Below are 13662 nucleotides of genomic sequence, written 5' to 3'. Positions count from 1 at the left end.
CACCATGGAAGTCATTAGCTTTGTTGCCCTCGCCGCCGGCCTCATCATCGGTCTGGGTGCCGTCGGCGCCTGCATCGGCATCGGCATCATGGGCAGCAAGTACCTCGAGTCGGCCGCCCGCCAGCCCGAGCTGATGAACGAACTGCAGACCAAGATGTTCCTGCTGGCCGGCCTGATCGACGCGGCCTTCATCATCGGCACCGGTATCGCGCTGTGGTTCGCCACCGCCAACCCGTTCCTGGCCCAGATCGCCAACCTGCCGAAGTAAGCTGTTCCGGCCCCCCGGAAACCTCCCTCTCTTTCGTTCCAGAGGCAACAACGTGAGCATCAACGCTACGCTGATCGCGCAGATGATCGTGTTCCTGATCCTGGTCGGGTTCACGATGAAATTCGTGTGGCCGCCCATCGTGAAGGCGCTCGACGAACGTGCGCAGAAGATCGCCGACGGCCTGTCCGCCGCCGACAAGGCCAAGGCCGACCTGAGCGCCGCCAACCGCCGCGTCGAGGAACAGCTCGCCACCGCGCGCAACGAGACCGCGCAGCGCCTTGCCGATGCCGAGCGCCTGGCCCAGGCGATGGTCGAAGAGGCCAAGACCCGCGCCAGCGAGGAAGCCGCGAAGATCGTCGCCGCCGCGAAGGCCGAGGCCGCACAGGAATCGGTGAAGGCCCGCGAGGCCCTGCGCGAGCAGGTCGCCGGCCTGGCCGTCAAGGGCGCCGAGCAGATCCTTCGCAAGGAAGTCAACGCCGGCGTCCACGCCGACCTGTTGAACCGCCTGAAGACGGAACTCTGACCATGGCCGAGATCGCAACCATCGCCCGCCCGTATGCGGAAGCCCTGTTCAAGGCCTCCGGCAACGGCGACCTCGCGCAGGTGACCGGGCAGCTCGACGCGGTGGCCGCGGTCGCCGCCGACGTGCAGATGCGCCAGTTCGCCGACAACCCGAAGACCAGCGCCGAGCAGGTGTTCGACGTGATCTCGGCGGTGGTCAAGACGCCGCTGTCGGAGCACCTGCGCAACCTGCTGCGCGCCATGATCGAGAACGGCCGGCTGGCTGCGCTGCCCGAGGTGGCGCTGCAGTTCCATGCGCTGGCCAGCCAGCGCTCGGGCGTGTCGGAGGCCACGGTCTACAGCGCGTTCCCGATGGATGCGGGCCAGCTCGCTGCGGTTGTCGCGTCGCTCGAGAAGCGCTTCGGCCGCAAGCTCGATGCCAGCGTCCAGGTCGAGCCCGAACTGATCGGCGGCGTGCGCGTGGTGGTCGGCGACGAGGTGCTCGACACCTCGGTCAAGGCCCGTCTCGAACAAATGAAGGTGGCGTTGACGGCCTGACCCGCAAGGGCGCCGCAGACGACAGCATTCCAACCTGCAGGCCAGCGTGCCGCGGACCGGAGAAAGCAATGCAACTGAATCCCGCTGAAATTTCCGAACTGATCAAGAGCCGCATCGAGGGCCTGGCCGGTTCGACCGACATCCGCAACCAGGGCACCGTGGTCTCGGTGACCGACGGCATCTGCCGCATCCACGGCCTGTCGGACGTGATGCAGGGCGAAATGCTCGAATTCCCGGCCGCCAAGGACGGCCAGCCGACCTTCGGCCTCGCGCTGAACCTCGAGCGCGACTCGGTCGGCTCGGTGATCCTGGGCGAGTACGAGCACATCTCCGAAGGCGACACGGTCAAGTGCACCGGCCGCATCCTGGAAGTGCCGGTGGGCCCCGAGCTCATCGGCCGCGTCGTCAACGCGCTGGGCCAGCCGATCGACGGCAAGGGCCCGGTCAACGCCAAGCTGTCGGCGCCGATCGAGAAGATCGCCCCGGGCGTGATCGCCCGCAAGTCGGTCGACCAGCCGATGCAGACCGGCCTGAAGTCGATCGACTCGATGGTGCCGATCGGCCGTGGCCAGCGCGAGCTGATCATCGGCGACCGCCAGACCGGCAAGACCGCGGTGGCGATCGACGCGATCATCAACCAGAAGGGTCAGAACATGACCTGCATCTACGTCGCGATCGGCCAGAAGGCTTCGTCGATCAAGAACGTGGTGCGCTCGCTCGAGGCCGCCGGCGCGATGGACTACACCATCGTCGTCGCCGCGTCGGCCGCCGAATCGGCCGCGATGCAGTACGTGTCGGCCTACTCGGGCTGCACGATGGGCGAGTACTTCCGCGACCGCGGCCAGGATGCGCTGATCGTCTATGACGACCTGTCGAAGCAGGCCGTCGCGTACCGCCAGGTCTCGCTGCTGCTGCGCCGCCCGCCGGGCCGCGAAGCCTACCCGGGCGACGTGTTCTACCTGCACAGCCGCCTGCTCGAGCGCGCTGCCCGCGTCAACGCCGACTACGTCGAAGCCTTCACCAAGGGTGAAGTCAAGGGCAAGACCGGCTCGCTGACCGCGCTGCCGATCATCGAGACGCAAGCCGGCGACGTGTCCGCCTTCGTTCCGACCAACGTGATCTCGATCACCGACGGCCAGATCTTCCTCGAGACCTCGCTGTTCAACGCCGGCATCCGCCCCGCGATCAACGCCGGTATCTCGGTGTCGCGCGTCGGCTCGGCCGCCCAGACCAAGGTGATCAAGGGCCAGTCGGGCGGCATCCGTACCGACCTGGCSCAGTACCGYGAGCTGGCTGCGTTCGCGCAGTTCGCMTCSGACCTGGACGAMKCCACCCGCAAGCAGCTCGACCGCGGTGCCCGCGTCACCGAACTGCTGAAGCAGGCCCAGTACTCGCCGCTGCCGATCAGCCTGATGGGCGCGACGCTGTTCGCGGTGAACAAGGGCTTCATGGACGACGTCGACGTCAAGAAGATCCTGGCATTCGAGTCGGGCCTGCACCAGTTCCTGAAGTCGAGCCACGCTGCGCTGCTGAAGAAGATCGAAGACAGCAAGCAACTGGACAAGGAAGCCGAAGCCGAGCTGTCCACTGCCGTCGCCGCCTTCAAGAAGTCGTTCGCCTAATCCGCCGCCAGAAGGAGCTCCGTCATGGCAGCAGGCAAGGAAATACGCGGCAAGATCAAATCGGTGGAGAACACCAAGAAGATCACCAAGGCCATGGAGATGGTCGCCGCCTCCAAGATGCGCAAGGCGCAGGACCGCATGCGCCATGCGCGTCCGTACGCCGAGAAGATCCGCAACCTGGCGGCCAACCTGTCGACGGCCACGCCCGAGTACAAGCACCCGTTCATGGTCGGCAACGACGATGCGAAGACGGTCGGCTTCGTCGTCGTGACCACCGACAAGGGCCTGTGCGGCGGCCTGAACACCAACGTGCTGCGCGCCGTCACCGGCAAGCTGCGCGAGCTGGAAACGCAGGGCCTGAAGTCCGAGGCGGTCGCCATCGGCAACAAGGGCCTGGGCTTCCTGAACCGCGTCGGCGTCAAGGTGGTGTCGCAGGCCACGCAGCTGGGCGACAAGCCGCATCTCGACAAGCTGATCGGGCCGGTCAAGGTGCTGTTCGACGCCTATGCCGAAGGCAAGCTGAAGGCGGTGTACCTCTGCTACACCCGCTTCATCAACACGATGAAGCAGGAGCCGGTGGTGCAGCAGCTGCTGCCGCTCGCGGCCGACAGCCTGGTGGTCGACAAGGGCACCCATGGCTGGGACTACCTGTACGAGCCGGATGCGCCGACGGTCATCAACGAGCTGCTGGTGCGCTACACCGAAGCGCTGGTGTACCAGGCGGTGGCCGAGAACATGGCCTCCGAGCAATCGGCGCGCATGGTGGCGATGAAGTCCGCCACCGACAACGCCGGCAGCGTCATCGGCGAGCTGAAGCTGGTCTACAACAAGACCCGCCAGGCGGCGATCACCAAAGAACTGTCCGAGATCGTCGCCGGTGCGGCGGCGGTCTGACCCCTGAATTGATTCAAAGGAAGAAACATGGCTGACGGCAAGATTGTTCAGTGCATCGGTGCGGTGGTGGACGTGGAGTTCCCCCGCAATGCCATGCCCAAGATCTACGACGCGCTGAAGATGGAGGGCTCGGCCCTGACGCTCGAAGTGCAGCAGCAGCTGGGCGACGGCGTGGTGCGCACGATTGCGCTGGGTTCGTCCGACGGCCTGCGCCGCGGCCTGACCGTGCGCAACACCGGCAAGGCGATCTCGGTGCCGGTGGGCCGTGCGACGCTCGGCCGCATCATGGACGTGCTGGGCGCGCCGATCGACGAGCGCGGCGAAGTCAGCCAGGAACTGACCGCCTCCATCCACCGCAAGCCGCCGGCCTATGACGAGCTGAGCCCGTCGCAGGACCTGCTCGAGACCGGCATCAAGGTGATCGACCTGGTGTGCCCGTTCGCCAAGGGCGGCAAGGTCGGCCTGTTCGGCGGCGCCGGCGTCGGCAAGACCGTCAACATGATGGAGCTGATCAACAACATCGCGAAGGCGCACTCGGGCCTGTCGGTGTTCGCCGGTGTCGGCGAGCGCACCCGCGAGGGCAACGACTTCTATCACGAGATGGCCGACTCCGGCGTCGTGAACCTGGAGAACCTGCCCGAGTCGAAGGTCGCGATGGTCTACGGCCAGATGAACGAGCCGCCGGGCAACCGCCTGCGCGTCGCGCTGACCGGCCTCACGATCGCCGAGTCGTTCCGCGACGAAGGCCGCGACGTGCTGTTCTTCGTCGACAACATCTACCGCTACACGCTGGCCGGTACCGAGGTGTCGGCACTGCTGGGCCGCATGCCGTCCGCCGTGGGCTACCAGCCGACGCTGGCCGAGGAAATGGGCCGCCTGCAAGAGCGCATCACGTCGACCAAGGTCGGCTCGATCACGTCGATCCAGGCCGTGTACGTCCCTGCGGACGACCTGACCGACCCGTCGCCGGCCACCACCTTCGCCCACCTGGACTCCACCGTGGTGCTGTCGCGCGACATCGCGTCGCTCGGCATCTACCCCGCGGTCGACCCGCTGGACTCGACCAGCCGCCAGCTCGACCCGAACGTGGTCGGCGAAGAGCACTACACCGTGGCCCGCCAGGTGCAGGGCACGCTGCAGCGCTACAAGGAACTGCGCGACATCATCGCGATCCTGGGCATGGACGAACTGGCGCCGGAAGACAAGCTGGCCGTGGCGCGCGCGCGCAAGATCCAGCGTTTCCTGAGCCAGCCGTTCCACGTGGCCGAGGTCTTCACCGGCTCGCCGGGCAAGTACGTGCCGCTGAAGGAAACGATCCGCGGCTTCAAGATGATCGTCAACGGCGAGTGCGACAGCCTGCCGGAACAGGCCTTCTACATGGTCGGCACGATCGACGAAGCGATCGCCAAGGCCAAGACCATCCAGTGACCTGAGGAAACAGCATGGCAACCCTGCATGTCGACGTCGTCTCTGCCGAGGAAGCCATCTTCTCCGGCGAGGCGAAGTTCGTGGCGCTGCCGGGTGAGAACGGCGAGCTGGGCATCCTGCCCCGGCACACGCCGCTGATCACCCGCATCAAGCCGGGCGCGGTGCGCATCCAGCGCGCCGACACCGGCGAGGAAGAGTTCGTGTTCGTGGCCGGCGGCATCCTCGAGGTGCAGCCGGGCGTGGTCACCGTGCTGGCCRACACCGCGATCCGCGGCAAGGACCTGGACGAGGCCAAGGCCACCGAGGCGAAGAAGATCGCCGAGGAAGCGCTGAAGAACGCGAAGAGCGACCTCGACCTGGCGAAGGCGCAGAACGAGCTGGTGGCGCTGGCTGCCCAGATCGCCGCACTCCGCAAGTACCGCAAGAAATAAGCGTCGGCCGTCCCGACAAGAACCCGCCCGGCGCAAGCCCGGCGGGTTTTTCGTTCATGGCTTGGCCGGTGCCGTCACCGGCTTCAAGGTGCCGCAATCCGCCCCCAGCCACTTCGCATTGATCGTCATCTGCGAGGTGCGCGTCTGCCCCTTGATCGCCATCGTCGTCGAGGTCTTGACGCTGTAGCTCTCGGGTGTCGCGAAGATCGCCTCGCCGTCGGTTTCCGAGGCCGGCTCGGTGCACACCGAATGCCACTTCCAGCTGCTCGCGCTGCGCGTGCCGAAATCGGTCTTGCAGCGCTGCTGCTGGCCCTGCCACTGGCCCTGGTCGAGCGACTCGCGGCTCAGGCAGATCTTCATCGCGCCGCCGGCACCCATCGAGGCGTCGACGCCGCGTTCCTTCATGGCGGCCTCCAGCCGGGCGCGCACCTCGGGCGGCATGTCCTTCATGCGCTGCGACGGATCCGGCGCCTTCTGGCCGTTGACCAGGCGCTCGCTCTGCACCTGCCACAGACCGGGCTTGATCGGCGGCGCGGTCTGCGCCTGCACGGCCGGGCCGAGGCAGGCCAGCAGCAACAGGGGCGACAGCGGCACGAGGCGGGTGGGGCGCATGGCAGTCTCCTGAAGGCAGGGATGAGCCGCATGATGGCATGCGGGCGCGATACTGCAAGCCATGTCGCTGATCGATGAAGCCCTGCGCGCCGGCCATGCATCCGTGCCGCGCTCGAACGCCCGCCTGCACCGCGTGCTGGTCGCCGGGGGTGGCGGGCCGCTCGGCTCGGCGCTGCTCGAACAGCTGCTGGCCGCGCGCACCTTCGCCCCCGTCAACGTGCTGGTGACGCAGCCCACGCGCACCGCGCTGCGCGGCCTGCAGACCCTGCTGTGGAACGGCAGCGATGCCCTGCCGGCGGGCGACGATGCGGTCGGCGTGATCGTGTTCGACCGCGAGCGCCACGCGAACGGCCGCGAGGTCTCGTTCTACCGCCCGGAGCCCGGACAACTGGCCACGCTGGCCACGCAATGGCATGCGCGCGGCGTGCGCCACCTGCTGGTGGTGATGCCGCACACGATGGCCAGCCTGCCCGATGCGTTGAAGCGCGGCCTCGCCAACCTGGACGAGCATGCGGTGGCGGCGCTCGGCTTCGAGCACCTGGTGTTCATCCGCTCGGCGCAGGCCCCGGCCCACGAGCGCGCCGCCCACCCGGCGCAGCGGCTGGCGCATTGGATGCTGTCGCAACTGCAACTGATGGTGCCGCAGCGCGACCGGCCGGTGCGCGCGCAGAAGGTGGCGCAACTGGCCGCGCAGATCGCGGCCCAGCTGCCGCACAGCCCACCGGGCACGCGCGTCGTGCCTCCGGAGATGGTGTGGCAAGCGGCGCAGACCGACGACGTCGCCGGCCTCGCCCGGGCGTGGCTCAACGGGCCAGCGCCAGCGTCAACGCCTGCTGCACCGGGCCGGCTGTAGCCCCGGCCGCGGTGTTGGCAGCCGCCCGCGCCGGCGGCTTCGGCAGCGGGCGCAGCTGCGACATCACCCAGCGCAGCCGCGGCCCGTTGACCGCACCGCTGGCCGACCAGCGCGCCAGTTCGAGATCCGGGTTGTGCAGCAGGCTCGCGAGCCAGGCCGCCTCGGCCGGCGTCAGCCGGTCGGCGCGCTTGTGCAGCAGGTGCCAGGCCGCGGCATGCGCGCCGCAGCGGCCTTCGCCCCACGGCACCAGCGACAGGTAGAGGTGCATCACGCGCGCCTTGCCCAGCGTGCGGTCGAGCTCGACCGCGTACAGCAGCTCGCGCAGCTTGCGCACGTGGCCGTGTGCCCCGCCGGTGTAGACCAGGCGCGCGACCTGCTGCGACAGCGTGCTGGCACCGCGCTGCGGCTCGAACGACATCGCGCTCGCGATCTCGTCGGCGTCGTAGCCGGTGTGCTCGAAGAAGCGCTGGTCCTCGGCCGCGATCACCGCGCGCGGCAGCCAGGTGCCGAAACCGCTCGCCGGCACCGGTACGCTGCCGGCGCAGCTGGGCACGGCATTCATCAGCACCTCGGTGCCGAGCCCGGCAACGCGCAAGCCGTCGACCTGCGGGCGAAAGCGCAGCGTGCGCGCCGGCAGCCGCAGGTCCAGGTCGAAGCGCAGGCGGCCGTCGATCTGCGCCCGGGGCAGCTCGGGGATGGACGCGGCGAACAGCGCAAAGGCGTCGGCGACCGGCGTGTCGTCCGCGCTCGCCTCGATCAGCAGCTGCTGCGGTGTCAGCACCGCGCGCCAGCGGCCCCGCACGGCGCGTGCTTCTTCGCCGAGCGCGAACCGGCCGTGCAGGTTCATGTCGGCGTCGCGCGACAGCGTGAAGCCGATGCGCTTCAGCCGCACCGGATCGCCCGGCACGCCGATGCCGCGCAGCGCGCACGGCGCGCATTCGCCGCGCCACCCGTCGGGCCCGTCCGCCGCGAGTCGCACGCGACCGAACGGCGTGCGCAGCGCGCGGTCCTCGAGCACGCGCAGCATCACCGGGTGGGTCGCGAGCCGGATCAGCGCCGGCACGCTGACCTGGCGCTGCCACGGGCCGAGGTGCAACGTCTCGGCCCACTCGCCGTCGACCGGCCGCAGCAGCCGCAGCATGGCGAACGCGCTGCCCAAGGCCGCGAGCAGCAGTCCCGCCAGCACGAGCCCCAGCGTCAAACCCCAGCGCCTCACAGCGACCTCGCCAGCGTCACGGCCTGCCACGGCCCGGTGCTCTGCCCGAGCTGTGCGGCCCAGAACCAGCTCGACGCATCGGTGAACGCCCGGCCCTGCGCGTCGACGATGCGCTCGCAGACGCGGGTGCGCCGGCCGTCGCGCTCGGCGACGAAGCAGCGCCACAGGCGCGCGGCGTTGTCGCGCTCCAGCTGCGCGTTCTCGATGCGGTAGCCGAGCCCGCGGTAGCAGTCGGCGGCCGGGTGCAGCATGCGGGTCGGGGCCTGCACGTCGCGCAGCACCAGCACCTGGGTGCCGTCGGTCAGCCGCGCGATGCGGCCCGGGAAGTGCGCGGCGAAGCGCTGCTCGACCGGGCTGAGCGCCAGCGGGCGCAGCGTGCGGCCGTCCCAGTCGCGCGGCCACTCGGCGGCGGCGGCGGAGTCGTTCGAGCGCTCGCGCGGCGCGGTCCAGGCCGGCACCGTCGCGCAGACGATGAGCAGCAGCGCGAACGCCAGCTTGTGCCGCAGGCCGTCGCGGTCATTTCGCTTCAGCATCATCGGCCTCCCGCATCAGCATCACGACCCCGGCGCACACCAGCGCCAGCACACCCAGGCCGATGCCTTGGTGCAGCCATTCGGCGACCGGCCCGCGTGCCTCCAGCGCCACCAGCGCGGTGTTGCGCAGCACGTTGCCGCCCAGCACCGCCGCGCCCACCCACGGCAGGCGCCGGACGAAGCTGCGCTCGCGCAAGCCGGCGAAGGCGGCCACCGCACAGGCGCAGAAGTAGGCCATCCACACCATCTGCACGCCCGAGCAGGGCGCGTCGACGATGATCAACCGCCCCTCGACCTGCATCGCGGTGCCGCTGCGCCCGGCCGCCAGGCCGGCCAGCTGCAGCAGCCAGGTGCTGCACTGCGCGGTCACCAGCCGCAGCGGAAAGCCGGCGTAGAACTGCAGCGACGAGATGACCGGCAGCGACAGCACTGCGAGACCGGCGAGCGGCAGCGTCGCGCGGCCCGAGGGCCCGAACGCGCGCCAGCTGCACGCCAACGCCGCGACGGCCAGCAGCGCGCCGGCCAAGGGCGGCGCGACGGCGAGCGACAGCGTCGCCAGCGCCGTCAGCACGCCCGACGCGATCCACCACGCCGGCCGCGGCGAACCGCGCATCTCGCCGGCATGCCAGGCCAGCCAGGCCAGCAGCACCGCGGCGGCCACCAGCCCGAGCGGATCGTCCGATCCATCGGCCAGCCGCTGTGCGGCCCAGCGTCCATGCGGCCACAGCGCGAGTGCCTGCAAGCCGAGCCACGCCACCGGCGGCATGGCCTCGAAGCGCCCCAGCCAGCGGCCGATGGGCGAGGTGGACAACACGGTGGCCATGGGCAGGCCTCATGCCGCGCGGCGGCGCTGCAACGCGACGCCGGCGACGGCGATCACCACCAGGAGCGCGAGCCAGGCGGCCGGCTCCGGCGTGCTCGGCACCTCGGCGCCCAGGGCCGTCTCGGCCACGCCTTCGGGCAGCGGCGACGGCTGGTCGACGGTGGGCGCGAGCTCCGGGGTCGGGTTGCGCACCACCTGGTCGACGGCGATGAAGCTGGTGTACTGCGTCAGCAGGCTGTACTTGAGGCCCAGCGTCGTGATGGCGTCCTTCTCGGCATTGCCGCCCATCAGCGCCTCCTGGTCGCCCAGCATCGCGATGCGCCGGCGCGCCCACAGGTGGCGCAGGGCGGCAGAGGCCTGCTCTTCATGCCCGGCGACCAGCAGCTCCTGGCGCCACGGGCCGTCGGCCGCGCGGCCTTCCAGCACCAGCTTGCCGGCCGCCGGCACGCCAGCTTGGGCGCGCCACTTGCCATGCAACAGCACCGGTCGGCCGCCCAGCACGTCGGGCAGCTGTGCCGGTTCGACGTCGTACACGTCCAGGCCCTCGAAGCGCGCCTTCACCTGCGTCAGCACCGGCGCATCGATCAGGCGGCGCAGCCGCTCGGCCTGGGCCGCAGCCTCGGCCGGCTTGGTGACGATGAAAGCTTCGCCCTGGCCGGCGCGCGCGATGCCTTCGATCAGGTTGCGGTTGACGCTGCTGCCGATGCCGAACGCGAACACGTTCGACTGGTTCAGGTTGCGGCGCACCAGCTGGAACACCTCGGACTCGACGGTGACGTAGCCGTCGGTCACGACGATCACGCTGCGCGAGACGTCGTCGGCCTTGGTCAGCGCCGCGATGCGCTTCAAGGCCGGCACGATCTCGGTGCTGCCGCCGCCGGTGGTGGATTGCAGCGTCTGCAGCGCGCGCTCGATGTTGGCGCGCGTGGCCGGCACGGATTCCGGCGACAGCATGCGGTTGCTGCCGGAGAACAGCATCACGTTGAAGGTGTCGCTCGGGCGCAGGCTGCCGATCAGGTTCTGCAGCAGCACCTTGGCGGTGTCCAGCGGGTAGCCGCGCATCGAGCCCGAGATGTCGACGACGAAGATGTAGTCGCGCGGATTGATCTGCTGCAGCGGCACGGCCTTCGGCGGCTCGACCATCGCGAGGAAGAAGTTCTCGCCGCCGCTGCTGTCGTCGCCGCGGTAGAGCATCAGGCCCGATTCGATGCGGTCGCCGGCCAGGCGGTAGTTCAGCAGAAAGTCGCGGTTGTTCGAGGGCCGGGTGGTCTCGGCCAGCGTGACCATCGCGTGGGCGGTGTCGGCGCCCTGCACGCGGATGTCGTGCGACGGCGAGGCCAGGTCCTTCACCGCGACCGGCGCGTCGACGCGCAGCTTCAGGTCGAACGCGCTCTTCGGTTCGACGCCGGCGCGCAGGTAGGGCGTGGCAGCCCAGGTCTCGCGCGCCGCGGCGCCGCTCGGGCTGTTGTAGCGCGGCCCGACGACGGTGGGGAAGACGAAGCCGTATTGCGCGTCGGTCGGCACCAGCAGCTCGGTGTAGCGCAGCTCCACCGCGACGTCGTCGCCGGGCAGGATGTTGGCGACGTTCATCTCGAACACGTTGGGCCGATGCTGTTCGAGCAGCGCGCTGGTCTTGCCCTCGCGCTTCGCGGCGTCGTACTCGATGCGCGCCTGCTGCTTCTCGCGGATGCGTGCGGTCAGCAGCCGGTTGCCCAGGCGCACGGTCATGCCGTACACGGCGGCCTGCGTCGAGCCGGGGAACACGTAGCGCGCCTCGATCGGGCGCTGGCCTTCGTTGCGGTAGTGCTGGGTGACGCTGACGTCGGCGATCACGCCGCTGATGCGCACGTCGACCTGGGTCGACTTGAGCGGCAGGCGGTCGGTGCCGGGGTCGTCGCTGTCGATGAAGAAGTAGGGGCTCTCGGCCTTCGGGGCCTCGGAGTCGTCGGCGCGGGCCGGCGACCAGGCCAGCGTGAGGATCGCGGCGAACAGCGACAGCGCGATGCACAACAGCACGCGACCGACGTGGGTGAGAGGACGCAGCGGGTGGAACGGGACGCGGCGCAGCGGGGGCATGGGGTGTTCTCCTGGGCGCGCCACGGGGCGGGCGCGTGGACCGGAGAATCGGGCCCGCATGCGAAGCGGGTTCGAAGGCTGACGCGCTGCTGTGTGAAGTGCGCGTGAAGCCGGGCTACGCGTTCAACGGCAGCGAGAGGGTGGCGATCGCGCCGCCGGCCGCGGCGTTCTTCAGCGTGATGCGCCCCTCGTGCAACTCGGCGATCTCGCTGACGAAAGCCAGGCCCAGCCCGGTGCTCTTCTTGCGCGAATGCGGCCGCGCGAGCGAATAGAACTTCTCGAACACCTTCGACTCGGCGTAGTCCGGAATGCCGGGGCCGTCGTCGTGCACGCACAGGTCCACCGTGCGGCGGTTCGGCCGCAGCGACAACCGCACCGTGCCGCCGTCCGGCGAGAAATCGAGCGCGTTGTCGAGCAGGTTCGACAGCGCCCGCTGCAGCAGGAAGGCATCGCCGTCGACGCTCGCATCCGGCCCGTCCTCGACGACGATGGCCTGCTTGCGCGCCGCCGCCGCGCCCTGCGCGCTGGCTGCCAGCTCGTTCATCAGCGGCCGCAGCGCCACCGGCGCGCGCCGCTCCAGGCTGCGCCGCGATTCGAGCGCCGTCAGCTCCATCATGCGGTCGACCAGCTCCTGGATGCGGTGCGTCTCGCGCGCGATATTGGCGACGAAGCGCGCGCGGTCGGCGTCCGGCATCGGCTCCTGCAGCAGCTCGGCCGCGCCGCGGATCGCCGACAGCGGGCTCTTCACCTCGTGCGTCAGCGTCTGCACGTAGTCGGCCACGTAGTTGCGCCCGGCCAGCGCATCGCGCATCTCGTCGTAGGCCGCGCCGATCGCGCCCAGCGCGCGCCGACCGAGCCGCGGCAGGCTGAAGCTGCGCTGCGCGCGCACGTAGCGCACGTAGTCGGCGATCAGCCCGAACGGCCGCACCAGCCACACCGAGACGATCACCACCAGCAGCAGCACCGCCACCACCGAGGTCGCGCCGACCAGCAGCGTCTTGCGCCGCGCCGCGTCGACGAACTGGCCGAAGCTCTGCACCGGCTTGCCGACGCTGACGGCGCCGATGATCCCGTTGCGCGCGCGCACCGGCGCGGCCACGTACATCACCGCGGTGCGGTTGTCGTTGTCGATGTCGGGCGTGGTGCGCGCGCCGTACTCGCCCTGCAGCGCGCGCCAGACGTCGTGCCACTGCGCATAGTCCTCGCCGAGGTGGCGCTGCGTCGAGTCGAACACCACCTTGCCGACGCGGTCGGTGACGATCAGCCGCAGCTCGACGCGCGTCTTCTCGAAGCCGAAGATGTCGGCCTTGAAGCGCCGCGCATACAGCGACTCGAACACCGGCGCCAGCGTCTGGGCGCGCAGCGTGCCGTCGCTCGACGACGCCTCCAGCGTCGCGGCGATCAGGTGCGCGGTCTCGACCAGCGACTCCTCGGCCGACTCGCGGTAGCGCGGGTCGATGTCGCCGAGCAGGCGGTACATCAGCACGCCGACACCGAAGGCGTAGGCGAGCAGGATGCCGACGAAGATCCGGGTTCGCTTCGAGATGTCAGCTCTCCGGCTTGCTGGCCGGCAGGTCCTCGGCCAGCGCGTAGCCGGTGCCGCGGTGCGTCTTGATCGGCTCCAGCCCCGGCGCGACGAGCTTCATCTTCGCGCGCAGCGTCTTCACGTGCGCATCGACGGTGCGGTCCAGGCTCTCGGTGGCGTCGTCCCACACGCGCTCGAGCAGCGTGTCGCGCGAGAACACATGGCCCGGCCGCGACACCAGCGTCTTCAGCAGGCCGTACTCGTAGCGCGACAGCTCCAGCAACTGGCCATAGAAGCGGATCTGCCGCCGGCCGTCATCGAT

General features: G+C 69.8%; 15 protein-coding genes. 8 read left to right on the top strand and 7 right to left on the bottom strand.

Annotated features, from left to right (window positions below; genetic code table 11):
* Nucleotides 1–4 precede the first annotated feature (4 nt).
* The 7 genes from atpE to AC1DYN_RS07065 all read left to right on the top strand — a co-directional run bounded on the left by atpE (nucleotide 5) and on the right by AC1DYN_RS07065 (nucleotide 5702).
* On the top strand, nucleotides 5–268 hold the full coding sequence (gene atpE, locus AC1DYN_RS07095; RefSeq protein ID WP_047487532.1) for a F0F1 ATP synthase subunit C: 264 nt from the start codon (nucleotides 5–7) through the stop codon (nucleotides 266–268).
* 52 nt (nucleotides 269–320) lie between these two features.
* The gene (locus AC1DYN_RS07090) at nucleotides 321–791 is read left to right on the top strand and encodes a F0F1 ATP synthase subunit B (RefSeq protein WP_477958420.1); all 471 of its coding nucleotides are present in this window, start codon (nucleotides 321–323) and stop codon (nucleotides 789–791) included.
* Nucleotides 792–793: 2 nt separating this feature from the next.
* The gene (locus AC1DYN_RS07085; protein WP_477958419.1) at nucleotides 794–1327 is read left to right on the top strand and encodes a F0F1 ATP synthase subunit delta; all 534 of its coding nucleotides are present in this window, start codon (nucleotides 794–796) and stop codon (nucleotides 1325–1327) included.
* 68 nt (nucleotides 1328–1395) lie between these two features.
* Nucleotides 1396–2949 carry a F0F1 ATP synthase subunit alpha gene (gene atpA / locus AC1DYN_RS07080; protein ID WP_477958418.1) on the top strand — a complete coding sequence of 518 codons (1554 nt, stop codon included), beginning with the start codon at nucleotides 1396–1398 and terminating at the stop codon, nucleotides 2947–2949.
* Nucleotides 2950–2973: 24 nt separating this feature from the next.
* Nucleotides 2974–3843 (top strand): F0F1 ATP synthase subunit gamma, encoded by an 870-nt coding sequence (gene atpG / locus AC1DYN_RS07075; protein ID WP_477958417.1) that lies wholly within the window; start codon nucleotides 2974–2976, stop codon nucleotides 3841–3843.
* Between the two features lie 27 nt (nucleotides 3844–3870).
* Nucleotides 3871–5271: a F0F1 ATP synthase subunit beta gene (gene atpD, locus AC1DYN_RS07070; protein ID WP_477958416.1), complete on the top strand. Its 1401-nt coding sequence runs from the start codon at nucleotides 3871–3873 to the stop codon at nucleotides 5269–5271.
* Nucleotides 5272–5285: 14 nt separating this feature from the next.
* Nucleotides 5286–5702 (top strand): F0F1 ATP synthase subunit epsilon, encoded by a 417-nt coding sequence (locus AC1DYN_RS07065; protein ID WP_477958415.1) that lies wholly within the window; start codon nucleotides 5286–5288, stop codon nucleotides 5700–5702.
* Nucleotides 5703–5756: 54 nt separating this feature from the next.
* Here the strand turns inward: AC1DYN_RS07065 and AC1DYN_RS07060 are convergent, their stop codons facing one another.
* Entirely contained in the window at nucleotides 5757–6314 is a 558-nt protein-coding gene (locus AC1DYN_RS07060) for a DUF3617 domain-containing protein (RefSeq protein ID WP_477958414.1), read from the bottom strand.
* A gap of 61 nt (nucleotides 6315–6375) precedes the next feature.
* Here AC1DYN_RS07060 and AC1DYN_RS07055 point away from each other — a divergent pair, with 61 nt between their 5' ends.
* Nucleotides 6376–7167 carry a Rossmann-fold NAD(P)-binding domain-containing protein gene (locus AC1DYN_RS07055; RefSeq protein WP_477958413.1) on the top strand — a complete coding sequence of 264 codons (792 nt, stop codon included), beginning with the start codon at nucleotides 6376–6378 and terminating at the stop codon, nucleotides 7165–7167.
* Here the strand turns inward: AC1DYN_RS07055 and AC1DYN_RS07050 are convergent.
* From AC1DYN_RS07050 to AC1DYN_RS07025, 6 genes are all read right to left on the bottom strand, one after another.
* On the bottom strand, nucleotides 7118–8368 hold the full coding sequence (locus AC1DYN_RS07050; RefSeq protein ID WP_477958412.1) for a biosynthetic peptidoglycan transglycosylase: 1251 nt from the start codon (nucleotides 8366–8368) through the stop codon (nucleotides 7118–7120). The genes AC1DYN_RS07055 and AC1DYN_RS07050 overlap by 50 nt on opposite strands.
* An 11-nt stretch (nucleotides 8369–8379) precedes the next feature.
* Complete coding sequence (locus AC1DYN_RS07045) at nucleotides 8380–8916, bottom strand: hypothetical protein (protein WP_477958411.1); 537 nt, start codon at nucleotides 8914–8916, stop codon at nucleotides 8380–8382.
* The gene (gene xrtQ, locus AC1DYN_RS07040) at nucleotides 8900–9739 is read right to left on the bottom strand and encodes an exosortase Q (protein WP_477958410.1); all 840 of its coding nucleotides are present in this window, start codon (nucleotides 9737–9739) and stop codon (nucleotides 8900–8902) included. Before xrtQ ends, AC1DYN_RS07045 begins: the two co-directional genes overlap by 17 nt.
* A gap of 9 nt (nucleotides 9740–9748) precedes the next feature.
* Nucleotides 9749–11815 (bottom strand): VIT and vWA domain-containing protein, encoded by a 2067-nt coding sequence (locus tag AC1DYN_RS07035; protein ID WP_477958409.1) that lies wholly within the window; start codon nucleotides 11813–11815, stop codon nucleotides 9749–9751.
* A gap of 115 nt (nucleotides 11816–11930) precedes the next feature.
* Nucleotides 11931–13361, bottom strand: a complete 1431-nt coding sequence (gene creC, locus AC1DYN_RS07030) for a two-component system sensor histidine kinase CreC (protein ID WP_477958481.1) — start codon at nucleotides 13359–13361, stop codon at nucleotides 11931–11933.
* A 1-nt stretch (nucleotide 13362) separates the two neighbouring features.
* Nucleotides 13363–13662, bottom strand: a 300-nt coding sequence (locus AC1DYN_RS07025; RefSeq protein ID WP_477958408.1) for a winged helix-turn-helix domain-containing protein, incomplete at its 5' end; no start/stop codon positions are given.

Source organism: Rhizobacter sp. P2_D12, from assembly GCF_056404395.1.
Note: the sequence above shows the minus strand (reverse complement) of the source record. Positions and strands in the feature narration are given on the sequence as shown.

Bases quoted from the DNA above. Each gene is read 5' to 3' on its own strand.
- atpE (WP_047487532.1), top strand. From the start codon at position 5: ATGGAAGTCATTAGCTTTGTTGCCCTCGCCGCCGGCCTCATCATCGGT.
- AC1DYN_RS07085 (WP_477958419.1), top strand. From the start codon at position 794: ATGGCCGAGATCGCAACCATCGCCCGCCCGTATGCGGAAGCCCTGTTC.
- atpG (WP_477958417.1), top strand. From the start codon at position 2,974: ATGGCAGCAGGCAAGGAAATACGCGGCAAGATCAAATCGGTGGAGAAC.
- atpD (WP_477958416.1), top strand. From the start codon at position 3,871: ATGGCTGACGGCAAGATTGTTCAGTGCATCGGTGCGGTGGTGGACGTG.
- AC1DYN_RS07060 (WP_477958414.1), bottom strand. From the start codon at position 6,314: ATGCGCCCCACCCGCCTCGTGCCGCTGTCGCCCCTGTTGCTGCTGGCC.
- AC1DYN_RS07055 (WP_477958413.1), top strand. From the start codon at position 6,376: ATGTCGCTGATCGATGAAGCCCTGCGCGCCGGCCATGCATCCGTGCCG.
- AC1DYN_RS07045 (WP_477958411.1), bottom strand. From the start codon at position 8,916: ATGCTGAAGCGAAATGACCGCGACGGCCTGCGGCACAAGCTGGCGTTC.
- xrtQ (WP_477958410.1), bottom strand. From the start codon at position 9,739: ATGGCCACCGTGTTGTCCACCTCGCCCATCGGCCGCTGGCTGGGGCGC.
- AC1DYN_RS07035 (WP_477958409.1), bottom strand. From the start codon at position 11,815: ATGCCCCCGCTGCGCCGCGTCCCGTTCCACCCGCTGCGTCCTCTCACC.